The 25,097-nt window shown below is 64.1% G+C and carries 15 protein-coding genes; all 15 read left to right on the top strand.

Annotated features, from left to right (window positions below; translation table 11 throughout):
* The first annotated feature begins 156 nt into the window (after nt 1–156).
* Nucleotides 157–1,077, top strand: a complete 921-nt coding sequence (locus IFT75_RS14130; RefSeq protein WP_185793252.1) for an aldo/keto reductase — start codon at nt 157–159, stop codon at nt 1,075–1,077.
* A gap of 12 nt (nt 1,078–1,089) precedes the next feature.
* Nucleotides 1,090–2,391, top strand: coding sequence for an NTP/NDP exchange transporter (locus tag IFT75_RS14125; RefSeq protein ID WP_185793253.1), 1,302 nt, complete (start codon nt 1,090–1,092; stop codon nt 2,389–2,391).
* Between the two features lie 82 nt (nt 2,392–2,473).
* Nucleotides 2,474–4,453, top strand: a complete 1,980-nt coding sequence (locus tag IFT75_RS14120) for a putative bifunctional diguanylate cyclase/phosphodiesterase (protein ID WP_185793254.1) — start codon at nt 2,474–2,476, stop codon at nt 4,451–4,453.
* 178 nt (nt 4,454–4,631) lie between these two features.
* Nucleotides 4,632–5,909, top strand: a complete 1,278-nt coding sequence (locus IFT75_RS14115; RefSeq protein WP_185793255.1) for a serine/threonine transporter — start codon at nt 4,632–4,634, stop codon at nt 5,907–5,909.
* A gap of 88 nt (nt 5,910–5,997) precedes the next feature.
* A complete protein-coding gene (locus tag IFT75_RS14110; protein WP_122477871.1) occupies nt 5,998–6,492 on the top strand; it encodes a hypothetical protein in 495 nt (164 codons plus the stop codon).
* 251 nt (nt 6,493–6,743) lie between these two features.
* Nucleotides 6,744–7,007, top strand: a complete 264-nt coding sequence (locus tag IFT75_RS14105) for a DUF1652 domain-containing protein (protein WP_185793256.1) — start codon at nt 6,744–6,746, stop codon at nt 7,005–7,007.
* 126 nt (nt 7,008–7,133) lie between these two features.
* Nucleotides 7,134–7,634 carry a thiol peroxidase gene (gene tpx / locus IFT75_RS14100; RefSeq protein ID WP_185793257.1) on the top strand — a complete coding sequence of 167 codons (501 nt, stop codon included), beginning with the start codon at nt 7,134–7,136 and terminating at the stop codon, nt 7,632–7,634.
* 557 nt (nt 7,635–8,191) lie between these two features.
* Entirely contained in the window at nt 8,192–9,487 is a 1,296-nt protein-coding gene (locus IFT75_RS14095) for an MdtA/MuxA family multidrug efflux RND transporter periplasmic adaptor subunit (RefSeq protein ID WP_192055262.1), read from the top strand.
* Nucleotides 9,484–12,639, top strand: coding sequence for an MdtB/MuxB family multidrug efflux RND transporter permease subunit (locus tag IFT75_RS14090; protein ID WP_185793259.1), 3,156 nt, complete (start codon nt 9,484–9,486; stop codon nt 12,637–12,639). The genes IFT75_RS14095 and IFT75_RS14090 overlap by 4 nt, the downstream gene beginning before the upstream one ends.
* Entirely contained in the window at nt 12,636–15,743 is a 3,108-nt protein-coding gene (locus tag IFT75_RS14085; protein ID WP_185793260.1) for an efflux RND transporter permease subunit, read from the top strand. Before IFT75_RS14090 ends, IFT75_RS14085 begins: the two co-directional genes overlap by 4 nt.
* Nucleotides 15,740–17,179 carry an efflux transporter outer membrane subunit gene (locus tag IFT75_RS14080; RefSeq protein ID WP_122477882.1) on the top strand — a complete coding sequence of 480 codons (1,440 nt, stop codon included), beginning with the start codon at nt 15,740–15,742 and terminating at the stop codon, nt 17,177–17,179. The genes IFT75_RS14085 and IFT75_RS14080 overlap by 4 nt, the downstream gene beginning before the upstream one ends.
* 169 nt (nt 17,180–17,348) lie before the next feature.
* Nucleotides 17,349–19,439, top strand: a complete 2,091-nt coding sequence (locus IFT75_RS14075) for a putative bifunctional diguanylate cyclase/phosphodiesterase (protein WP_185793261.1) — start codon at nt 17,349–17,351, stop codon at nt 19,437–19,439.
* Between the two features lie 26 nt (nt 19,440–19,465).
* A complete protein-coding gene (locus tag IFT75_RS14070) occupies nt 19,466–20,212 on the top strand; it encodes an SDR family oxidoreductase (protein ID WP_185793262.1) in 747 nt (248 codons plus the stop codon).
* Nucleotides 20,213–20,741: 529 nt separating this feature from the next.
* Entirely contained in the window at nt 20,742–23,576 is a 2,835-nt protein-coding gene (locus tag IFT75_RS14065; RefSeq protein ID WP_244646880.1) for a bifunctional diguanylate cyclase/phosphodiesterase, read from the top strand.
* Between the two features lie 29 nt (nt 23,577–23,605).
* Nucleotides 23,606–25,003, top strand: a complete 1,398-nt coding sequence (locus IFT75_RS14060; RefSeq protein ID WP_192055260.1) for an FAD/NAD(P)-binding protein — start codon at nt 23,606–23,608, stop codon at nt 25,001–25,003.
* Nucleotides 25,004–25,097: the final 94 nt, after the last annotated feature.

The raw sequence follows: 25,097 nt of genomic DNA, 5'->3' as shown, positions 1-25,097 counted from the left end.
TGCTGTAATGCAATCGCGCGGTCGAAAATTTGTTGTCCTGATGTTTCATTCGTCATGGATGGCGCCCCGAGTCCTGTGTGCTTGGCCATACTGGGGTCTGCCATCTTCGTGGGAAATGTCTTCCCGACTCGCGTGAAAACCCTGAGGGGCTACTCCATGCCGACCCGCCGCCAATTCGTTCAGTACACTGCCATGTTGAGCGCAGCCGCCAGCTGGGGCTCGCTCATGTCACCCCTGGCATTCGCCGCACAACCCTTGTTGCAGCGCAAGATTCCCGCCTCCGGGGAACAGCTTCCGGCTATCGGCCTGGGTACCTCGCAGACATTCAACGTCGACCCCGCTTCGGCAGACATGGCGCCGCTGCGCGATGTGCTCAGGGCCTTCGTCGACGGTGGCGCCAGGGTGATCGACACGGCGCCCAGCTATGGTCGCGCCGAGCAGGTGACCGGCGACCTGGTGAACCAGGCCGGCGCGCGCGACAAGGTGTTTCTCGCAAGCAAGGTATCTGCGACCGGACGCGAGGCCGGCATGCGCCAGATCGAAGCCAGCTTCAAGGCCCTGCAGACCGACAGGATCGACCTCATCCAGGTTCATAACCTGCAGGACACCCGTACCCAGTTGGCATTGCTGCGTGAACTCAAGGCCCAAGGCCGTATTCGCTACATAGGCGTGACGCATTACGTGGGATCGGCTCACGACGAGCTGCTGGCCGTGCTGAAGAAAGAGCCGGTCGATTTCGTCCAGGTCAACTACTCGATAGGCGCGCGCAACGCCGAGCGTACCCTGTTGCCGTACTGCGCCGATCACGGCATAGCCACCTTGATCAACCGCACGTTCGAAGCTGGCCGGCTGTTCGCCAAGGTCAAAGGCCGCGCTCTTCCCGAGTGGGCTGCGGCCGAGCTGGATGCCAGTTCATGGGCCCAGTTGATGCTCAAGTTCGTGCTGGCCAACCCTGCGGTCACCACGGTGATTCCAGCCACCTCGCAGCCGCGCTATGTCCTCGACAACCTGTTGGCCGGCCAGGGCCGCCTGCCCGATGCCGGCCAGTTGCAACGCATCGCCGCCGAATTCGCCTGAGGTGCGCTACCTATGATCAGCGTCAGTGCGCGTCTGCGTCAGGCGATCAATGCCCGACCCGATGAAGGGCGGGCAGCGCTGGCCGCGTTCGCGTTGTTTTTCTGCCTGTTCTGCGGCTATTTCATGCTGCGGCCGATCCGCGAATCCATGGGCATCCAGGGCGGTGTGGAAAACCTGCAATGGTTGTTCACGGCCACCTTCGTCGCCATGCTGGTGGCCGTGCCGCTGTTCGGCTGGCTCAACTCCAGGGTGCCCAGGCTTCACTACATCGACTGGGTATACGGATTCTTCGGCGGCAACCTGTTGCTGTTCGCCGCCGCCTTCGCTGCTGCCGAGCAGGGCATCTGGCTGGCGCGAGTCTTCTACGTATGGATCTCGGTCTATAACCTGTTCGTCATCTCGGTGGCATGGAGCTTGATGGCCGATGTGTTCGATGGCGCCCAGGCCAAGCGCCTGTTCGCGTTCATCGCCGCTGGAGCCAGCGTCGGCGGCCTGGCGGGGCCGGCCACGAGCGCGCTGCTGGTCGGCGTCATCGGCGCCAGCGGGTTGTCGATACTGGCGGCAGCATTGCTTGGCGTCGCGATCTTGCTGAAACACCGATTGATGAGCTGGCGTGCCGAGCACGGGGCAGGGCGGCCGGGTGCCGCGCACGCCGAAAGCCCGCGCAAGCCGGTGGCCGGCAACCCGTTCAGTGGGCTGACGCGTGTGCTGCAATCGCGCTACCTGCTGGGCATTTGCGCCTTCGTCGTGCTGTTGGCCACGGTCAGCACCTTTCTGTATTTCGAACAGGCCCGTCTGGTCGCCGAACGCTTCCCCGGTCGCGAGGAACAGGTGCGGGTATTCGGCATCATCGATTTCGTGGTCCAGGCCGGTGCGCTCATCGCCCAGTTGTTCATCACCGGCCGGCTGGCGCAACGGCTGGGAGTGAAGACCTTGCTGGCGCTGGTGCCGGCGCTGGTCTGCCTGGGCTTCGTCGGCCTGGCGCTGGCACCCACTTTCGCCATGCTGGCTGGGCTGATGATCGTGCGCCGCATCGGCGAATACGCCTTCGTACGTCCCGGTCGCGAAATGCTCTTCGCCCCATTGGACGCCGAAACCAAATACAAGGCGAAGAACTTCATCGACACGGTGGTCTACCGCGGCGGCGATGCCTTCAGTGGCTGGGTGAAGAGCCTGCTCGACCTGCTCGGACACGGCGTGCTGCTGATCGCCCTGGTGGGCGCTGCCTGCGCGGCGCTGTGGGGAGCGGTGGGCTGGTACCTGGGTGGCAAAGCGGATGCAGCCTCAGCAGAACATTCGGACGCTCGCAAATAAACTGCCTGGATGACCCACGGTTGGCTACAGTAAAGCTGAGTTCGGCCGACAACTTCTGATTACACCCATACGTTCGGACATGATGTCTACGACCAGACGCTTCACCTGCACCGGCCTGTTCGCGCTGATCAAACGGTTGTGCAGCGTACCTCAAGGCAATTCGCGTCTGCTGGCGGCCCAGTACCAGGCCCTGGCCAGGCAGATTCCCCTGATGTACTTCATCCTGCTCATCAACAGCTGGGCGCTGGCCTTCACCCACATGGCCAGCTCGCCCGTGTGGATGACCGTGCACATACCGCTGGTACTGACCCTCATCAGCCTGGTACGAGCGCTGGCCTGGCGCCGCGGTTGGCAGCACCAGCCAGACGATGTCGAAGTCGCCCAGGCGCTGGCACGGACCAACCGTATCTGTTGCGTGGTAGCCATCGGTTTCACCGTGTGGGCGCTGGCCCTGTTTCCCTATGGCGACAGCTACGCCAAGGCCCATGTGGCGTTCTACATGGCCATCACGGTGATCGGCTGCATTTTCTGCCTGATGCACCTGCGCTCCGCCGCCCTGATGACGGCCGCCGTGGTCAACGTAGCCTTCATTGCCTTTTTCGCCTCCACCGATAACCCGACGTTCATCGCCACCAGCGTCAACGTGATGCTGGTCACGGGCATCATGCTGGTGGTGTTGCAGAACAACTACCGCAACTTCACCGGCCTGGTGAACGCCCAGGCGCACAGCGAAGCGCTGAGCGACGAGAACTTCCTGCTGGCCAACAAGGACAGCCTGACCGGGCTACCCAATCGCCGCTGGTTCTTCAACTGCCTGGACACCTGTCTGGCCCAGGCAGGGGAGCAGGGGCACAGACTGGGCGTGGGCATTCTCGATCTGGACGGATTCAAGCCGGTCAACGACCTGTACGGACACAGTGTCGGCGACCGCCTGTTGGCCGAGGTCGGCACGCGCCTCGCTGCGCTGCTGCCGGACGGCGTTCACGTTGCGCGTCTGGGTGGCGACGAGTTTGCCTTGATCCTGCCCGATTGCGGCGACAACGCGCAGATTGCAGCCTTTGCCGAACGCATCTGCATCGAACTGGGCAAGCCCTACCTGTTGGTCGATGTGCCAATCCAGGTCGGTGCTTCGATGGGCCTGGCGACCTTCCCGGACCTTGCCACCGATGCGCACGAGCTGTTCGAGTACGCCGACTACGCGCTGTACCACAGCAAGCGCCATGTCGTCGGTCACATGTCGCTGTTCTCGGCGCTGCACAGGAAGCAGTTGCAGAGCGCGATCCTCACCGAGCAGGCGCTGCGTCGTGCCGATCTGGATCGCGAGTTCAGCGTCGCCTTCCAGCCCATCGTCGAGTTGCAGACCGGCGCCACCGTGGCGTTCGAAGCCTTGGCTCGGTGGCAGAGCGTGGAGCTGGGGCCTGTGCCGCCCGGCCAGTTCATTCCGGTCGCCGAGCGCAGCGGCATGATCAATCGTCTGACCCTGCCACTGTTGGCCAAGGCCCTGCAGGGTGCATGCACCTGGCCGGCGCCGATCCGTTTGTCCTTCAACCTGTCGGCCCACGACTGCGGCTCCCCCGAAGCCGTGCAGGCCATCGTCAAACTCCTGGCCAACGGCCCGTTCGACCCCAGCCGAGTCGACCTGGAAATCACCGAAACGGCGACCCTGCAGGATCTGGACCTGGTTCAGGAAGCAATCGCATCCCTGCGGGGCCTGGGCTGCGGTATTTCGCTCGACGACTTCGGTACCGGCTATTCGAGCCTGAGCCATCTGCACGCGCTGGCCCTGACCAAGCTCAAGGTGGACCGCAGTTTCGTCGCCCGCCTGCACGAGAAACCGGCCAGCTACAAGATCGTCAAATCGCTGCTGGCCTTGACCCAGGACATGGACCTGGATTGCATCTTCGAAGGGGTGGAAACCCGCGAGGAGGCGCAGGCGCTGGCATTGCTGGGTTGTCGCTATGTCCAGGGCTATTACTTCGCCAGGCCCATGCCCGCGGACACTACCGCGACCTGGCTGGTGCAGAGCCTCGTACCGGAGAAATGGCTGGCAACCTCGACCTAAGCGCGCCATTGTCGTGCCGGATGGCCGTGCACCGACGGACCGTTGCTCGAGTAACCCTTTGCTTTCCTTGCACAATCTTGGACAATCACGCCCCTTTTCAAGGCCGGGGCGCTGCCAGCTGCACGTTTTTCCCGCTTCCGGCCATCAGTTGAACACAGGCAAGCGGAGATTCGACCGGATGAACGAGCAGGCCAACAGCCTCGACCCACGCTACGCCCAGGCGCCCGCCGCCCTGACCCCCTGGAGCCGCCACGACACCACCTGGATGCTCGGCCTGTTCGGCACTGCGATCGGCGCCGGCACCTTGTTCCTGCCGATCAACGCCGGCCTGGGTGGTTTCTGGCCGCTGGTCATCCTGGCCGTGCTGGCGTTCCCGATGACCTACTACGCGCATCAGGGCCTGACCCGCTTCGTGCTTTCCGGCCGCGCCGGCACGGACATCACCGATGTCGTGGAGGAGCACTTCGGCCTCAAGGCGGGGGCGTTGATAACGCTGCTGTACTTCTTCGCCATCTTTCCGATCCTGCTGATCTACAGCGTGGGCCTGACCAACACCGTCGGCAGTTTCATGGAGCATCAGTTGCACATGGATACGCCGCCACGGGCGGTGCTGGCGCTGGTACTGATTCTCGGTCTGTTGATCGTGGTGCGCTGCGGCGAACAGTTCATCGTCAAGGCGATGAGCCTGATGGTCTATCCGTTCATCGTCGCGCTGGTGTTGCTCGCGCTGTACCTGATTCCGCACTGGAATGGTGGCATCTTGGCGACCGCCGGGGACCTGCCCACACCCGGTGCGCTGATCCATACCCTGTGGCTGGCGATCCCGGTGATGGTGTTTTCCTTCAACCATTCGCCGATCATCTCGGCCTTCGCCGTGGACCAGAAGCGTCGCTACGGCGAGCACGCCGACCAGCGCAGCAGCCAGATCCTGGCGCGCGCCCATGGCTTGATGGTGGTGCTGGTGCTGTTCTTCGTGTTCAGTTGCGTGCTGACCCTGTCGCCTGAGCAGCTTGCCGAAGCCAAGGCGCAGAACCTGTCGATCCTGTCCTATCTGGCCAACCACTTCAGCAATCCGGTGATCGCGTTCGCCGCACCGCTGATTGCGATCGTGGCTATCGCCAAATCGTTCCTGGGCCACTACATCGGTGCCAGCGAAGGCATCAAGGGCCTGGTTCTGAAATCCGGCCGTCGGCCCAATGCCAAGGCCCTGGATCGTTTCACCGCACTGTTCATGTTGTTGGTCTGTTGGCTCGTGGCCACGCTCAATCCGAACATCGTGCGCATGATCGAAAGCTTCGGCGGGCCGGTCATTGCCGCGCTGCTGTTCCTCATGCCGATGTACGCGATCCGGCGTGTGCCGGCCATGCGCAAGTACGCCGGGCACGTGTCCAACGTATTCGTGACGCTGGTAGGCCTGGTGGCGATTTCGGCGCTGGTCTATTCGCTGAGCGCCTGAGCAAGCCTGTTACACTGACCCTCGATGCCCGACCTGCGGCCGCCGATTTGCGGCATGCCCAGGGCGGGCGCGCACCGAGGTGGTCGTGATGGACGAAGTACAGCAACTGGCTGACATGCTCAAGGAACACGCCGCAGCCCAGCAACGCCTGCAGCAGGCGTTCAAGGACCAGTGCCAGCACTGGCAAGCCAGCATCCAGGCACTGTTCGGTCAAATCGAAACCTGGCTGGCGCCCCTTACCGATCGGCAACTGCTGGCGATCGAACGTTCTCCCTGGGTCGCCACCAGCAGCAATTACCCCAGCGAGCACTCGCCTTTCATCAGTGAATCGCTGGCAATCATTCTCGCCCAGCGCCGGGTCGAACTGGTGCCGCAGGTGATGGGGCAGGGTGGGGCGATGGTGATAGCCGTCGCTGGTCTGACTTCGGATCGTCACGGCAGCATTTCCATCGTCAAGGACTCGGCGGATGGTGCCTGGTACTGGCGCAAGGAACGTGGCACCAAGGAAGCGGAGTCCAATGTGCTGGATGCCGATTTCTTCGCCCAGCAGCTTCAGGGGCTGATTCCCAAGCCGCGCGACTGAGCAGCGCGGCGCCGTCGACTGCAAGCGTTGTAGGGCTTTCACGGTGCTGAAACGCTTCTTTGAAATTTCTGTACAAGTATTTTATTTCTATTGATTTCAGTGGGTTGTGCTGATTTTTCGCTGAGCCGCAAACTCTCGTTGCACCTGTTCGAGCGCGGGTATATATCTCTTGGAACGAAACTGTTCTGTAGTCCCGAGGCCTAGTCCGCCGCGGGTAGGACGCCGATCACAGGCTCTACAGGAGATAGACCATGCTTCCCCCCGGACTCAGCGCGCTGGAGCTGCGCAATATTGTCGAACTGGCGTTTTTGCCACGCAAATGCGTGTGCACAGTGATCGACGATGAATCGCTGTGTATCAAGCTGTTGAACGAGCAGACCGATGAGGTCGAGCTCTTCAAGGCGGATATTCCCTTCCAACGAGTGGTCAGCGCTGTCGAACGGGCACGGCTCGTTCTGGAACTGGAAAAGCCGCAACCTGCCACCACTGTCCATGCCCGTGCCAGAGCCGGTTGAGCCTCGTTTCAACAGTGCCAGGGCGTCTGTGTGGCTGGAACACTTATTTTCAATCTACGCATAGGCCGTGCGTCACTTTTCATGGTTAACTTTGCCCTTTCTCAATCCCGAAAAAGGACAAGGCTCATGGCTCAAGTGACGCACAAAGGCAACGCGATCAACGTCAGTGGCGAGCTTCCCCAGGTCGGTGCCCAGGCGCCGGCGTTCACCCTGGTCGGCGGTGGCCTGGCCGAGGTGTCGCTGCAAAGCCTGGCCGGCAAGCGCAAGGTGCTGAACATTTTCCCAAGCATCGATACCCCGACTTGCGCCACTTCCGTGCGCAAGTTCAATGCCCAGGCCAACGACGTGGCCAATACGGCCATCCTCTGCATCTCCGCCGATCTGCCGTTCGCCCAGGCCCGTTTCTGCGGCGCCGAAGGCCTGGAAAACGTCCAGAACCTGTCGACTTTCCGCGCCCATGATTTTCATCACGCCTATGGCGTCGACATTGCCGACGGTGCCCTGAAGGGGCTGACCGCGCGTGCAGTCGTGGTACTCGACGAGAACGACAAGGTGCTGCACAGCGAGCTGGTCCCCGAAATCGGCCAAGAGCCCAATTACGAGGCCGCCCTCGCTGTCCTGAAGTGATCCGTCGCAGTATCTGACAGCCCGCAGTGACCCCGGACGCGGCTCGCGCCGCTGCTACAAAGGTTGTGGCGCTCCCGTAGCAGCGGCGCAAGCCGCGCCCGGCGACACCGCGCTCCCGTAGCAGCGGCGCAAGCCGCGTCCGGCGACACCGCGCTCATGTAGCAGCGGCGCAAGCCGCGTCCGGCAGCACCACGCTCCCGTAGCAGCGGCGCAAGCCGCGTCCGGCCGGCACCGCGCTCCCGTAGCAGCGGCGCAAGCCGCGTCCGGCAACACCGCGCTCCTGTAGCAGCGGCGCAAGCCGCGCCCGGCAGCACCGCGCTTCTGTAGCAGCGGCGCAAGCCGCGTCGGCCGGCACCACGCTCCTGTAGCAGCGGCGCAAGCCGCGTCCGGGAGCACTGCGATGTGTCTGATGCTTGCGCGTAAGCCACGATGCGGCTCGCGCCGCTGCTACAGTGCGTGTTATTCCCTGCCAAGGTAAATTGCCCGTAAAGGCGCTTTGCTTATGCATCCCGACTCCTTATCGTTCAGCCTCCTCAAAGTAGAAGCCCACCCGCACAATGGTCGATCATTCAATGCAGTCCCCAGGTCCCCGTAAATCGCGTCGCTGGCTGTTCGGCCTGTTGATGGTGGTGGTTGTCGCCGTGTTGTGCTGGTGGTTCTGGCCAGCCAACAAGAATTCCCAGAACGACGCGGCCTCGGCGCCCGCCGCCGGGCGCAATGCAGGTGCCCCGCGGCCCGGCTTCGGCGGCTCTGCCGAGCCCACTCCGGTGCGTGTCGCCGAGGTGATCACCGGCGACTTCCCGGTGTATTACAAGGCCCTGGGTACGGTGACAGCGACCAATACCGTGAATGTGCGCAGCCGTGTCGCAGGCGAATTGATCAAGGTCAACTTCCAGGAAGGGCAGCGAGTCAAGGCCGGGGACCTGCTGGCCGAAATCGACCCGCGCAGCTATGAAATCGCCCTGCAGCAAGCCCAGGGCACGCTGGCGCAGAACCAGGCACAGCTGAAGAACGCGCAGATCGACCTGCAGCGTTACAAGGGCCTGTTCGCCGAAGACAGCATCGCCCGCCAGACCCTGGATACCCAGCAGGCACTGGTGGGCCAATATCAGGGCACCATCCAGACCAACCAGGCTGCGGTCAACGACGCCAAGCTCAACCTCGACTTCACCCGCATCCGCGCGCCCATTGCCGGCCGTCTGGGCTTGCGCCAGCTGGACATCGGCAACCTGGTGGCCGCCAACGACACCAATGCGCTGGTGGTGATCACTCAGGTGCAGCCGATCACGGTGGCCTTCACCTTGCCTGAAAGCCAGCTCACCCCGGTGCTGGCGCGCTATCGCAGCGGCGCGAAACTGGCAGTTGAGGCCTGGGACCGAGGCGACACGCGCAAACAGGCCACCGGTGTGCTTGGCAGCCTGGACAACCAGATCGACACCACCACCGGCACGCTGAAGTTCAAGGCGCGCTTCGAGAACCAGGACGAAGCCCTGTTCCCCAACCAGTTCGTCAACGTGCGGCTGCTGTCCGATACCCTCAAGGGCGTGGTGCTGGTGCCCTCGGCGGCCGTTCAGTATGGCGTCGACGGCACCTTCGTCTACGCCATGGATGGCAACGACAAGGTCAAGATTCGCCAGCTCAAGGTAGGCGCCACCGATGGCAGCAATACCGTAGTGGAACAGGGCCTGGCGCAAGGCGACCGGGTGGTGCTCGAAGGCACCGACCGCCTGCGCGACGGCAGCCGTGTCGAAGTGGTCGATGACAGCGCCAAGGTGCCGACCTCGCCTGGGCAACACCTGCAGGGGCAGGACGGGGCCGCTGTGCCTGGAACGACGGGCAAGACCGGCGCATGAATATCTCGCGGCTGTTCATCCTGCGGCCTGTCGCAACGACGCTGACCATGCTCGCCATCGTTCTGGCGGGTGTGCTTGCGTATCGCTTGCTGCCGGTGTCGGCGCTGCCGCAGGTCGACTACCCGACGATTCGGGTCATGACGCTCTATCCCGGCGCCAGCCCGCAGGTGATGACCAGTGCGGTCACCGCCCCCCTCGAACGCCAGTTCGGGCAGATGCCCGGCCTGACCCAGATGGCCTCGACCAGCTCGGGCGGCGCGTCGGTGCTGACCCTGCGCTTCAGCCTGGAAATCAACATGGACGTCGCCGAGCAGCAGGTGCAGGCGGCGATCAATGCGGCGAGCAACCTGTTGCCGTCCGATCTGCCCGCGCCGCCGGTGTACAACAAGGTCAACCCGGCCGACACCCCGGTGCTGACCATAGCCATCAGCTCCAAGACCATGCCGCTGCCCAAGCTCAACGATCTGGTCGACACCCGCATGGCGCAGAAGATCGCTCAGATCAGCGGCGTGGGCATGGTCAGCATCGCTGGAGGGCAGCGCCAGGCGGTGCGCATCAAGGTCAACCCTGAAGCCCTGGCGGCCAACGGCCTGAACCTGTCCGACGTGCGCACCCTGATCGGCGCCTCCAACGTCAACCAGCCCAAGGGCAACTTCGATGGGCCCACGCGGGTATCGATGCTCGACGCCAACGACCAGCTGCGCTCCCCCGAGGAATACGCCAATCTGATCCTGGCGTACAACAATGGCGGGCCGCTGCGCCTGCGTGACGTCGCGCAGATCGTCGACGGCGCCGAGAACGAGCGGCTGGCTGCCTGGGCCAATCAGAACCAGGCGGTACTGCTCAACATCCAGCGCCAGCCGGGCGCCAACGTCATCGACGTGGTCGACCGGATCAAGGCACTGCTGCCGACCATCACCGACACCATGCCGGCCGGGCTCGACGTCACGGTGCTGACCGACCGCACCCAGACCATCCGCGCCTCGGTCACCGACGTGCAGCACGAACTGCTCATCGCCATTGCCCTGGTGGTGATGGTCACCTTCCTGTTCCTGCGTCGATTCAGCGCCACCCTGATTCCGTCCATCGCCGTGCCGCTGTCGCTGGTGGGCACCTTCGGCGTGATGTACCTGGCCGGGTTCTCGATCAACAACCTGACCCTGATGGCGCTGACCGTGGCCACCGGCTTCGTGGTCGACGACGCCATCGTCATGCTGGAAAACATCTCGCGCCACATCGAAGAAGGCGAAACACCGATGCAGGCTGCGCTCAAGGGCGCGCGGCAGATCAGCTTCACCCTGCTGTCGCTGACGTTCTCGTTGATCGCGGTGCTGATCCCGTTGCTGTTCATGGCCGACGTGGTCGGGCGCCTGTTCCGCGAGTTCGCCATCACCCTGGCGGTAGCCATCCTCATTTCTCTGGTGGTCTCGCTGACCCTGACGCCGATGATGTGCGCGCGCCTGCTCAAGCGCGAGCCGAAGGAAGAGGAGCAGGGCCGCTTCTACAAGGCCAGCGGCGCCTGGATCGACTGGCTGATCGCGCGCTACGCCGGCGGTCTGCGCTGGGTGCTGCGCCACCAGCCGCTGACCCTGCTGGTGGCGGTTGCCACCCTGGGCCTGACGGTGCTGCTGTACCTGGTGGTCCCCAAGGGTTTTTTCCCGGTGCAGGATACCGGGGTCATCCAGGGCATTTCCGAGGCCCCGCAATCCATTTCCTTCAAGGCCATGAGCGAGCGGCAGCAAGCTCTGGCCAAGATCATTCTGCAGGATCCAGCCGTCTCCAGCCTGTCTTCGTACATCGGCGTGGACGGCGACAACGCCACGCTCAACAGTGGCCGGCTGCTGATCAACCTCAAGCCCCACGGCGAGCGCGACCTCACGGCCAGCCAGATCATTGCGCGCCTGCAACCGGAGGTCGACAAGCTGCTGGGCATGCGCCTGTTCATGCAACCCGTGCAGGACCTGACCATCGAAGACCGGGTCAGCCGCACCCAATACCAGTTCAGCCTGTCGTCTCCGGATGCCGACCTGCTCGCCACCTGGAGCGCACGCCTGGTGGACGCCCTGAAGCAGCGACCCGAGCTCACCGATGTCGCCAGCGACCTGCAGGACAAAGGCCTGCAGGTGTACCTGGTGATCGACCGCGATGCTGCCAAGCGGGTCGGAGTGGACGTCGCCGATATCACCGATGCGCTGTACGACGCCTTCGGCCAACGGCAGATTTCCACCATCTATACCCAGTCCAGCCAATACCGCGTGGTGCTGCAAGCCACCGATGCCAGCACCCTGGGACCGCAGGCGCTGGAGCAGATCTACGTCAAGGCCAGTGTCAACGGCACCGGTACCACCAACCAGACCGCCGACAGCGACACCACGGCGACCAGCGGCACCCAGGTGCGCCTGTCGAGCCTGGCGCACATCGAACAGCGCCAGGCGCAACTGGCAATCGCGCACATCGGTCAGTTTCCGGCGGTGATGATGTCGTTCAATCTGGCCGAGGGCGTGGCCCTGGGCAAGGCGGTCGACGTGATTGAACAGGTGCAGCGCGACATCGGCATGCCGTTGGGTGTGCAGACCCAGTTCCAGGGTGCGGCGGAGGCCTTCCAGGCGTCGCTGCAGAGCACCTTGCTGCTGGTGCTGGCGGCCATCGTCACCATGTACATCGTGCTGGGTGTGCTCTACGAGAGCTACATCCACCCCATCACCATTCTGTCGACGCTGCCCTCGGCGGCGGTGGGGGCCCTGCTGGCATTGCTCATCAGCGGCAACGACCTGGGCATGATCGCCATCATCGGCATCATCCTGCTGATAGGCATCGTCAAGAAAAACGCGATCATGATGATCGACTTCGCCCTGGAGGCCGAGCGCAATCAGGGTCTGGACCCGGAAACCGCAATCTACCAGGCCGCGCTGCTGCGTTTCCGGCCGATCCTGATGACCACCATGGCCGCGCTGTTCGGCGCGGTACCGCTGATGCTCGCCAGTGGCTCGGGTGCGGAACTGCGTCAGCCGCTGGGTCTGGTGATGGTCGGCGGGCTGTTGGTGAGCCAGGTGCTGACCCTGTTCACCACCCCGGTCATCTACCTGTACTTCGACCGCCTGGGGCGGCGCTGGGGACGCCAGCCGGCCGCCGTGGAACAGGCTGAATCATGAACCTGTCCGGACCTTTCATCCGCCGCCCGGTGGCGACCTTTCTGATGAGCGTGGCGATCATGCTGCTCGGCGGGGTCAGCTTCAGCCTGCTGCCAGTGTCGCCGCTGCCGAGCATGGACTTTCCGGTGATCGTGGTTTCCGCCAACCTGTCCGGTGCCAGCCCCGAGGTCATGGCCTCGACCGTGGCCACGCCCTTGGAACGCTCGTTCGGGGCGATTCCGGGCGTGACCACCATGAGCAGCCGCTCAAGCCAGGGCTCGACGCGGGTCATTCTGCAGTTCGACCTCGACCGCGACATCAACGGCGCGGCCCGTGAAGTGCAGGCGGCGATCAACGCTTCGCGCAACCTGTTGCCCAGCGGTATGCGCAGCATGCCGACCTACAAGAAGATCAACCCCTCGCAAGCCCCGGTCATGGTCCTGTCGCTGACCTCCAATGTGCTGGAGAAGGGCAAGCTCTATGACCTGGCCTCGACCATCCTGTCGCAGAGCCTGTCCCAGGTGCCCGGGGTAGGGGAGGTGCAGATCGGCGGCAGCTCGCTGCCCGCAGTGCGCATCGAGCTCGAACCGCAGTTGCTCAACCAGTACAACGTCTCGCTCGATGACGTGCGCACGGCCATCGACGGCACCAACGTGCGCCGGCCCATCGGTTTCGTCGAGGACGGCGAGCGCCAGTGGCAGGTGCAGGCCAACGACCAGTTGGACAAGGCCGACGACTACAAGCCACTGATCATTCGCTACCAGGACGGCTCGGTGCTGCGCCTGAGCGATGTGGCCAAGGTCACCGACGGTGTGGAAGATCGCTACAACAGCGGCTTCTACAACGACAACTCGGCCGTGCTGCTGGTGATCAACCGTCAGGCTGGCGCCAACATCATCCAGACCGTCAGCCAGATCAAGGAACAGCTGCCGGCCCTGGAAGCGCTGTTGCCCGAAAGTGTCGAATTGAACATCGCCATGGACCGCTCGCCGGTGATCACCGCCACCCTGCACGAGGCCGAGATGACCCTGCTCATCGCCGTGGTGCTGGTGGTGTTGGTGGTGTTCCTGTTCCTGGGCAATTTCCGCGCCTCGCTGATTCCCACCCTGGCCGTTCCGGTGTCGCTGGTCGGCACGTTCGCGATCATGTACCTGTGGGGTTTCTCGCTGAACAACCTGTCGTTGATGGCGCTGATCCTGGCGACCGGGCTGGTGGTGGATGACGCCATCGTGGTGCTCGAGAATATTTCCCGGCACATCGACGACGGCGTGCCGCCGCTGCGCGCCGCCTACCTGGGCACGCAGGAAGTGGGCTTCACCCTGCTGTCGATGAACGTCTCGCTGGTGGCGGTGTTCCTCTCGATCCTGTTCATCGGTGGCATCATCGAGAGCCTGTTCCGCGAATTCTCCATCACCCTGGCCGTGGCCATCGTGGTTTCGCTGTTCGTTTCCCTGACCCTGACCCCGATGCTTTGCGCGCGCTGGTTGAAGCCGCATCGGCCCGAGCACGACAACCGCTTGCAGCGCCTGAGCAACCGCATCAATCAGCGCATGGTCGCTGGCTACGACCGCAGCCTTGGCTGGGTCTTGCGTCATCGTCGGCTGACCCTGCTCAGCCTGTTGCTGACCATTATCGGCAACGTGGCACTTTACGTGGTGGTGCCCAAGACCTTCATGCCGCAACAGGACACCGGCCAATTGATCGGCTTCGTGCGTGGCGACGACGGCCTGTCGTTCTCGGTCATGCAGCCGAAGATGGAAACCTATCGCCGCGCGCTGCTCGCCGACCCTGCGGTCGACAGCGTGGCCGGTTTCATTGGCGGCAACAACGGCAGCAACAACGCGACCATTCTGGTCCGCCTGAAGCCGATCGAAGTGCGCAAGATCAACGCGCAGCAGGTCATCGAACGGCTACGCAAGGAACTGCCCAAGGTGCCCGGCGGCCGCCTGATGCTGATGGCCGACCAGGACCTGCAGTTCGGCGGCGCACGCGAGCAGAGCACCTCGCAGTATTCGTACATCATCCAGAGCGGCGATCTGTCGGCCTTGCGCACCTGGTACCCGAAAATCGTCGCGGCCTTCCGCGCACTGCCGGAACTGACCGCCATCGATGCGCGCGAAGGGCGTGGCGCCGCGCAGGTGACGCTGATCGTCGACCGCGACAAGGCCAAGCGCCTGGGCATCGACATGAGTACTGTGACCTCGGTGCTCAACAACGCCTACAGCCAGCGGCAGATTTCCACCATCTACGACAGCCTCAACCAGTACAAGGTGGTGATGGAAATCAACCCCAGGTACGCCCAGGACCCGATCACCCTGGAGCAGGTGCAGGTGATCACCATGGACAACAAGCGCGTACCCCTGTCGAGCATCGCCCACTACGAAAACAGCCTGGCCGACGACAGCGTCAGCCATGAAGGGCAGTTCGCCTCGGAAAGCATCTCCTTCGACCTGGTCAACGGGGTGACCCTCGACGTCGCCACGCCGTTGATCGAGCGGGCGCTGGTGCGAGTCGGCCTGCCCGAAGACATCATCGTCAAGGTCGCCGGCACCGGCGATGCCTTCGCGGCGGCGCAGAAGAGCCAGCCGTTCATGATTCTCGGCGCGCTGGTCGCGGTCTATCTGGTGCTCGGCATTCTGTACGAAAGCTACATCCATCCGCTGACCATCTTGTCGACCTTGCCCTCGGCGGGGGTGGGCGCGCTTTTGAGCATCTACCTCACCGGTGGCCAGTTCAGCCTGATCTCGCTGCTGGGCCTGTTTCTGTTGATCGGCGTGGTGAAGAAGAACGCCATCATGATGATCGACCTGGCGCTGCAGCTCGAGCGCAACGAAGGGCTGGGCCCGGCCGAGTCGATCCGCCGCGCGTGCCTGCTGCGCCTGCGCCCCATCCTGATGACGACCATGGCGGCCATTCTCGGCGCACTGCCATTGATGTTCAGCACCGCCGCCGGTGCCGAGATGCGCCGGCCGCTGGGCCTGACCATCATCGGCGGCCTGGTGTTCAGCCAGATCCTCACGCTTTACACCACTCCGGTGGTCTACCTCTATCTGGACCGCCTGCGCCACCGCTTCAACGCGTGGCGCGGCGTGCGTACCGATGCCGCTCTGGACACTCCGCTATGACCGATTCCGTTTTTCCGCGCGTCTCGCGCCTTGCCAGTGTGGCGCTGTGCAGCCTGATGCTGGGTGCCTGCACCCTGGGCCCGGACTACCAACGCCCGACCATCGCCACGCCGGTGGCATTCAAACAGGCCGATGGCTGGCGCCAGGCCAATCCCAGCGATGCCCTGGCGCGTGGCGCCTGGTGGGAACTGTACGGTGATCGCCAACTCGATGCGCTGGTGGTCAGGCTCAACCGTTCCAACCAGACCGTTGCCCAGTACGAAGCGCAATACCGGCAGGCCCAGGCGCTGGTCCGCAGCACCCGCGGCGCGCTGTTTCCCACCGTCGATCTGAGCGCCGGCAAGACCCGCTCCAGCCAGGGCACCGGCAGCAGCGGTTCGAGCCTGAGCCAATCCAGCAGTGGTATCCGCGACACCTACAACACGCAGCTGGGCGTGAGCTGGGAAGCTGACATCTGGGGCAAACTGCGCCGCGGGCTGGAAGCCGACCGCGCCAGCGCCCAGGCCAGCCTGGCGGATCTGGCGGCGATGCGCCTGAGCCTGCAGTCGGAGCTGGTACAGAACTACCTGCAGTTGCGCGTGATCGATGAGCAAAAGCGTTTGCTAGAGGCGACCGTCCAGGCGTATCAGCGCTCCCTCGACCTGACCCAGAATCAGTACCGCGCGGGCATTTCCGGCAAGGATGCGGTGTTCCTCGCGCAAACCCAGCTGAAATCGACCCAGGCCGACCTGATCGATCTGGTCTGGCAGCGGGCGCAGTTGGAGAACGCCATCGCAGTGCTGATCGGCATGGCACCTTCGGAATTCAGCCTGGCCGGCAGTACCGACATTCCGTCGTTGCCGGCCATTCCTCTGGCGCTGCCGTCGCAACTGCTTGAGCGCCGTCCCGACATCGCCGCCGCCGAGCGCTCGGTGATGGCCGCCAATGCCGAAATAGGCGTGGCCAAGACGGCCTATTTTCCCGACCTGACCCTGAGTCTGGCGGGCGGCTACAGCAGCAGCAGTTTCAGCAACTGGGTATCGTTGCCCAATCGCTTCTGGTCGGTCGGACCGCAGTTGGCGATGACCCTGTTCGACGGTGGGCAGCGTGCGGCCGAAGTGGACCGCAGCGAGGCGGCCTATGACCAGACCGTCGCGCAGTATCGGCAGACGGTGCTCGATGGCTTTCGCGAAGTGGAAGACTACATGAGCCAGTTGAAAGTCTTCGACGAGGAAGCCTCGGTGCGCAACGAGGCGCTGCAGGCTGCGCGGGAGTCGTTGCGACTGACATCCAACCAATACAAAGCCGGCCTTATTGGCTATCTTGATGTGGTCAACGTGCAGGCCACGGCGTTGAGCAACGAACGCAGCGTATTGACGTTGATGCAAAGCCGGCTGGTCGCCAGCGTGCAGTTGATCGCGGCGCTGGGCGGCGGCTGGCAGGAACCGGCACAATAGCGGGTTTGCCACGCGCACGTCCCTGGCAGCGGCGCAAGCCGGGTCAACGGTGGGCGCCTTTCGTCGGATTCACCATGGCGTTCGTGACGCGGCTTGCGCGGCTGCTACAGGATGGCTGCGCAGAGTCACGTCACCCTTTGAAACCCCGCACGGCCTTGTCGAGATATCGATGCTAATTGGTACTTATTCTTCCGCTCTTGTCGTCGTATCGCTGTGTGTTGCCATCCTGGCGTCGTACACCGCGCTTGATCTGGTCGGGCGTATTGCCACGGCGCAGGGCCGGGCTGTGTACCTGTGGATGAGCGGCGGGGCGCTGGCCATGGGCATCGGCGTGTGGTCGATGCATTTCATCGGCATGCTCGCTTTCGAACTGCCGATCCAGTTGGGCTACGACCTCAGCCTCACGGCAGCTTCGCTGCTCATTGCCGTGCTCAGTTCCGGCTTTGCCCTGTGGCTGGTCAGCCAGCCGCAGCTGCCGGGGCCGCAACTGGCCGTCGGCGCACTGATCATGGGCGCCGGTATCAGCAGCATGCACTACACCGGCATGGCGGCGCTGCAGATGCAGCCAGGCATCGTCTACGACCCTGTGCTGTTCGTTGCGTCGCTGGCGATTGCCGCAGGGGCTTCCGGTGCCGCGTTGTGGATTGCCTTCCGCCTGCGCCGCAACCGCCCTAATGTACGCGTGGCCCGTGCCGGAGCCTCGGTGGTAATGGGCATCGCCATCGTCGGCATGCACTACACCGGCATGGCTGCCGCCGAATTCCCGGCGGGCAGCGTCTGCGGCGGGGCCCTGAACGGCTTGACCGGCGACGGCCTCGACTACCTGGTGCTGGTGACCACCCTGGCGGTGCTGGGCATGACCCTGTTGACGTCGGTACTGGATGCGCGCATGGAGTCGCGTACCTCGGCGCTGGCCAACTCCCTGACCCTGGCCAACCAGGAACTGACGCAACTGGCCCTGCACGACAACCTGACCGGGTTGCCCAACCGCATACTGCTGGCCGACCGCATTGGCCAGGCGATCAGCCAGGTCGATGCCGTCGGCGGCTACCTGGCGGTGATGTTCATCGATCTGGATGGCTTCAAGCCCGTCAACGACGCCTTCGGCCATCACATGGGCGACCAGTTGCTGCGTGCCGTGGGCTCGCGTCTGCGCGGCGGTCTGCATGGCCAGGACACCCTGGCGCGGATCGGCGGCGACGAGTTCGTCCTGCTCGTCAGCCTGGAAGAGCCGGCCTATGCCAAGGGTATCGCCGCGCAGCAGGTGCATCTCATCGGCCAGTCTTTCGAGGTGGCAGGGCACACATTGCAGATTTCAGCGAGCATCGGTATTGCCCTGTACCCAGGCAACGGCGCCGATCAGAACGAGTTGCTGATGAATGCCGACGCGGCCATGTACCACGCCAAGAGCATCGGCAAGAACGGCTACAGCTTTTTCGAAAGCTCGATGAACACCAATGCCCGCAAGCAACTGCAGCTGCTGCAGGAACTGCGCATGGCAGTCACCGAGCAGCAGTTGCGTCTGTTCTACCAGCCCAAGTTCGGTGCCCGCAGCGGCGAGCCGATCGGCGCCGAAGCGCTGCTGCGTTGGCAGCACCCGCGAATGGGCCTGCTGGCGCCTGCCGCCTTCATCGACCTTGCGGAGAAAACCGGGCTGATCATCGACATTGGCAGCTGGGTGCTCGACGAGGCCTGTCGGCAGATGCGCGAGTGGGTCGACCAGGGCTTCGGGCACTGGCGCATCGCGGTCAATCTTTCCGCCCTGCAGTTCGGCCATGCCGGCCTGGTCCGCGGGGTGGCCAGCACCCTGGATCGGCACGGGCTCGACGCGGCCAACCTGACCCTGGAAATCACCGAAACCACGGCGATGAGCGACGCCGACGCCAGCATGAACGTGCTGCAGCAGCTTTCGGACATGGGTGTCGATCTGTCCATCGACGATTTCGGCACGGGTTATTCGAGCCTCATGTACCTCAAGCGGCTGCCGGCCAACGAGTTGAAGATCGACCGCGGTTTCGTCCGTGACCTGGAGCAGGACAGCGACGATGCCGCCATCGTGTCGGCGATCGTCGCGCTAGGTCGGGCGCTGGGCCTGCGGATCGTGGCCGAAGGGGTGGAAACCAGCAATCAACAGCAGTTCCTGACCCGCCTGGGCTGTGATTCCCTGCAGGGCTATCTGCTTGGCCATCCGCTTCCGGCCGAGCGTTTCATGCACGACATTCAGGCGGCCAGGCAGGTCAAGAGCGCCAGCCGCGCCTGAATCCGTCTTTGGAGGCTAGGTATTTCATGGAAAAAGTCATTGTCATCACAGGTGGCAGCCGAGGTATCGGCGCTGCGACCGCGCTGCTGGCGGCAAGCCAGGGCTATCGTGTGTGCATCAACTATCGCAGTGACGACGCAGCGGCCGGGGATGTGCTGCAGCAAGTGCGGGCGCTGGGCGTGCAGGCCATCGCGGTGCGTGCCGACGTCAGCCGCGAAGATGGCGTGTTCCGTTTGTTCAGCCAGGTGGATGCCGAGTTGGGCCGGGTCACTGCGCTGGTCAACAACGCGGCCACCAACGGCCCCAGGGCGCGATTGGACGAGATGTCCGAGCAGCGCCTGCTCGGGTTGATGACGACCAACGTAGTCGGCCCCATGCTGTGCGCCAAGCATGCGGTAGGGCGGATGTCGCGGCGGCATGGCGGCCAGGGTGGGGTGATCGTCAACGTGTCGTCGATCGCCGCTCGGCTGGGTTCCGCGGACGAGTACATCGACTACGCAGCGTCCAAAGGGGCTATCGATAGCTTCACCATCGGCTTGGCCAAGGAGGTGGCCGGCGAGGGCATACGGGTCAATGCGGTTCGTCCCGGAATGATCTTCACCGATTTCCATGCCCTGTGCGGCGAACCGGGCCGGGTTACGCGCAAGGAAGGCGCCGTGCCCATGGGCCGCGGTGGCCAGCCGGATGAGATTGCCCAGGCGATCATGTGGTTGGTGAGCGATCAGGCCAGCTACACCACCGGCGCCCTGCTGGACGTCGGCGGTGGCCTGTAAACCCGACCCCCTCCGGTAGGAGCGGTCATCGGCCGCGAAAGAATCGCCGCCGTGTATCTGAGACACCGCGGCGCCTGGTTCGCGGCCACGGACCGCTCCTACAGAGATTGCATTTACCCCTCCCGTAGGAGCGGTCATCGGCCGCGAAGGGCTGGCACCGTATACCTGGCACACCGCGGCGCCGGGTTCGCGGCCACGGGCCGCTCCTACAGAGATTGCATTTACCCCTCCCGTAGGAGCGGTCATCGGCCGCGAAGGGCTGGCACCGTATACCTGGCACACCGCGGCGCCGGGTTCGCGGCCACGGGCCGCTCCTGCAGATCCGACAACAGAGCGTCGATGTTGTGTCGCTTGTGGCGGGACAAGGGGTTTGCGACACAAAGGTTTGCCGTAAACGTCAGGGCCGTTCGTGGGGCTTGCCATTAGATGGCCATAGGCTCGAAGATGTACGCCGTTGGTTTTCTGGCATGGAGCGTCTATGAGTTCCGATTCCCCGACCTTTGCCGAGTTCGGCAAGGGCTCTACGCCCATGCTCGAGGCAGCATCGCTGGAAGCGATTCTGCAGCAGGCCCGTGAATGGCCCCACAGCACTGCGTGGGCGTGGTATCGGGCGGGCGAACAGCTGCATCTCGAAGGCCAGGGCGACCTGCAGCGACACTGGCCCCTGGTGCTGGCCAACCACGAACTGCAGCGTTTCTGCGAAAGCTGCAGCCTCCAGTTGTGGCCGACCGGGCAGGGCGAAGGGGTACTCGGCTGGCTGATGGCCCCTGTGCACGTCACCCACGACGGGGCCCTCGCCGACCTGGCCGCTGCCATCGGTCGCCAGGTGCAGACCGACGCTCTGGCCCGCGCGCAGATCACTCAACGCGTACTTTACGAAATCACCTACCTGGCCAGCTCGACCCGCGACCGCGGGATTTTCCTGGTGGGTGTACACAAGCTCCTGGCGAGCCTGATCGATGCAGAGAACTTCTACCTGGCGCTCTACGATGCGCAAAGCGGCAAGATCACCTACCCCTACTACGTGGACGTCATCGACGTCGAAGCGCTGGAAGCGGAAAACTACGAGTACCTGACCCCCGAACATCTGTCGCTGACCGGCCAGGTATTGACCAGCGGCCAGCCCCTGCTGATCGACGCCAAGGGTATCGCCCTGGCAGGGCGGCAGGGGCGTTTCCACTGCGTGGGGCACATCCCCGAATTCTGGATGGGTTCGCCGCTCAAGAACGCCCGCGATGAAGTGTTCGGCATGATCGCCATGCAGGTCTACGACGTGGAGCGGGCCTACAGTGCGGAAGACCGTGCCCTGTTCCTGGTGGTCGCCCGGCACGTTGCCATGGCTCTGGATCGGATTCTGCATCGTGCCGACCTGGAAGAAACGGTGTCGCGGCGTACCCAGGAATTATCCCAGCTCAACGCCGCGCTGCGTCTGGAAGTCTCCGAGCGCAAGCGCGCAGAGCACCTGCAGGTCGCGCTGTTCCAGATCGCCGAGCTGTCGAGCAAGCCAGGCGAAATCGACGGCCTCTATCACAGCCTGCACGTGATCGTCGGCGACCTCCTGTATGCACGCAACTTCTACATTGCGATCTTCGACGGCGAAAGCGGCGAAGTCAGCTTTCCTTACTATGTCGATGAGCAGCTCACCGGCCGCCCGCAGCCGCGCCGGGGGCGGCGTGGCCTGACCGAGTACGTGATTCGCCAGCGCTGTGCCTGCCTGATCGACTTCGACGCCGCGACGCGTCTGATGATCCAGGGTGAAATCGAAGACAGCCGCGAGCTGGTCCGCTCGCAATCCTGGCTCGGTGTTCCGCTGTTCGACGATGATCGCGTGCGCGGCGTACTGGTGGTGCAGAGCTACGCCAGTGACGTGCACTACACCCTGCGCGACCAGGACCTGCTGACCTTCGTCTCGCGCCACATCGACACCGCGCTGTCGCGTCGCAGCGCTGCCGAAGCCATCTACGAAGCCAACCTGCGGCTGGAAGCGCGGGTGCAGAGTCGAACGCGCGAGCTTGACCATGCCAACGCCAAACTGCAGTACGAAAACGCCCACGACGCACTGACCGGGCTGCCCAATCGCATTCACCTGCAGCAGCGTCTGGCCCAGGCCTGGGACCAATACTGCTCAGATGGCCGTGAACTGGTGGTGATGTTCATCGACCTGGACCGTTTCAAGATGGTCAACGACAGTTTTGGTCATCACTTCGGCGACCAGTTGCTCAGGGAAGCCGGTGCGCGCCTGCGCAGTTGCCTGCGTGAAGATGACCTGCTGGCCCGCCTGGGTGGCGACGAGTTCGCCGTGCTGGCGCCGGATTCGAACCTGGAAGCTGCCGTGGAAATTGCCGAGCGCATTCTGGTGGCGTTCGATCGGCCCTTTTTCATCAATGCCCACGAGGTGTTTTCCTCGTGCAGCATCGGCATCGTCGGCGCCGACAGCCAGTTCCACAGCGAGACGGCCGACTTGCTGCGTGACGCCGACAAGGCGATGTACCGGGTCAAGAATGCCGGTCGCGACAGCTACGCAGTGTTCAACCAGGCATTGCGCCGCGAAGTCTCCGACCAGGTCGAACAGGAGGGCGCGTTGCGCAATGCGCTCAAGCGCAGCGACGAACTGCTGCCCTATTTCCAGCCCATCGTCGACGTACAGACCGGCGAGGTGCGGGCGCTGGAGGCCTTGATCCGCTGGCACCAGCCGGACGGACGCATCATCGCCCCCGGGCATTTCCTGCCCGCGCTCGAAGGCCTGCGGCTGATCGGCCGCCTCGACCTCTACATGCTGACCTGCGTAGCGGAAATTCTCGCCCAGCCGGCGCACGCAGACTGGCCGCCGGTGCACGTGAACTGCTCCAGCTACAGCATTACCCGCAGCGGGTTCGCCGACGAAGTGCTGGCGGTGCTCGCGCGGCATCACGTAGCGGCCTCGCGAATCTGCCTGGAACTCACCGAGGGCGCGCTGGTGGCCGAGCCGGCCATGGCGCAGCGGACCATGCAGCAGCTGGCCGAGCACGGCATGAGCGTGGTGCTCGATGATTTCGGAGCCGGTTTTTCATCGCTCAGCTACGTTCACCAATACCAATTCAACGGGTTGAAGATCGACAAGTCGTTCATTCTCGAATTGACCAGCAGCGCGCGCAGCCGGGCGATCGTCCGTGCCATCGTGCGCATGGCCGAATCGCTCGGGCTGACGGTCGTCGCCGAAGGGGTGGAGGACCTTGCCACCCTGCAGTTGTTGCGCGAGATGGGTGCTTCCCAGGCCCAGGGCTATTACTTTGCCCGGCCCGCAGCGCTGCACGATCTCGATCTGGCCGCTTGCCGGGGCATCGTGGCGGCGTCGCAGCGGCCGGGTGCCTTGCATGACGTATGATCGGCGCCATCGTCCTTGAGAACTTACCCATGACCGATGTTGTATCCAGGCACGCCGATGTAGTGATCATCGGTGGCGGCTTGAGCGGGACCCTGCTGGCGGTGCAGTTGCTCAGGCAATCTCACGCACGGCGGATCGTCATCATCGAGCCGCGCCCCGAGCTCGGCCGAGGTGAGGCTTACAGTGCCACCGAGTTGGGGCACACCCTCAATGGCAATGCGGCGCGCATGAGCGTCGACCCCGACAACGCCGACGACCTGACCGAATGGCTGACCCGGTTCATCGACGACGGCGGGTGGCCGCAGTCGGCCGAGCAGTCGCTGCCGGTGGCGGAGCTGTTCCCGCCGCGCGGCATCTTCGGGCTCTATGCCCAGCAACGCCTGGCCGAGGCACGTGCAGCGGGTGCCCGGTACGGGGCCACGGCAGAGCATGTGCGCGCGCAGGCGATCGATCTACAGACCCATGCCGAGCAGGTCGAGATCACCCTGGACAACGGCCAAGTGTTGTACGGGCGGCAGGCGGTGCTGGCCACGGGCATGTTTCCCGCCGCGCGCACCGCCTTGAAAGCGCCGGGTGGGCTGAACGCTGGGGCGGTCGACCCGTGGGACGTGCAGGCCATGCGTGGCCTCGACCGTCAGGCCCGGGTGTTGATCATCGGCTCGGGACTGACCATGGTCGATGCCGTGGTCTCGCTCGACCAGGCCGGCCATCGCGGGCCGATCACGGTGATTTCGCGGCACGGTCTGTGGCCTCATGTTCGTCGCCAGCCGCCGAGCTGGCCGGATTTCCTGGCAGCGGCCGACGATGTGCGCAGCCCGCGCCAGCTCATGGCCGAGGTGCGCAAGCAATGCCGCCAGGCGCTGCAGGAAGGTGTCGACTGGCAGGCGCCGCTGGACACCGTGCGTGCGCATATCGCCCGGCTCTGGAGCCAGGCCAGCGAACGCCAGAAACGCCAGTTCGTACGCCATGTACGGCCCTGGTGGGAAAGCCACCACCATCGGTCACCGCCGCCCAGCGACGCGCTGGTGCAGAGGCTGATACGCGAGGGGCGGCTGACCCTTCAGGCGGCCAGCTATCAGCGCGCCGACGGCACGACCCTGACCATCCGCCGGCGGGGCGAATCTGCCTCGGTGCAGCTGCACGGGGATGCGTTGATCAATTCCAGTGGTATCGAATATGACTGGCGGCGGGTCGACAAGCCGTTGCCGCGCCAGCTTCTGGCGCGTGGCTTGATCCGGCCGGGGCCCTTGGCCCTGGGCATAGAGGCTGACGTCGATGGTGCTGTCGTGGACGCCCAAGGGCTGGTCGCCGAGCGACTGTTCGCCATGGGCCCGCCGTTGCGGGGGATGTGGTGGGAGAGTACCGCTGTGACCGACGTCGCGGCGCAGGCCAAACGCCTGGCAACGACCCTGCTGAGCCGCTGTTGAACCCGTAGTGCACCCGCCACACCGCAGCGCGCCCTTCGCGGCCACGGACCGCTCCTACGGGGATTGCGGTTCCTCTTTTCGGGCGGTCATCGGC

The organism is Pseudomonas sp. CFBP 8758 (genome assembly GCF_014841725.1).
Taxonomy (GTDB): Bacteria; Pseudomonadota; Gammaproteobacteria; order Pseudomonadales; family Pseudomonadaceae; genus Aquipseudomonas; species Aquipseudomonas baltica.
This window is presented reverse-complemented; position numbering and strand designations above follow the sequence as displayed.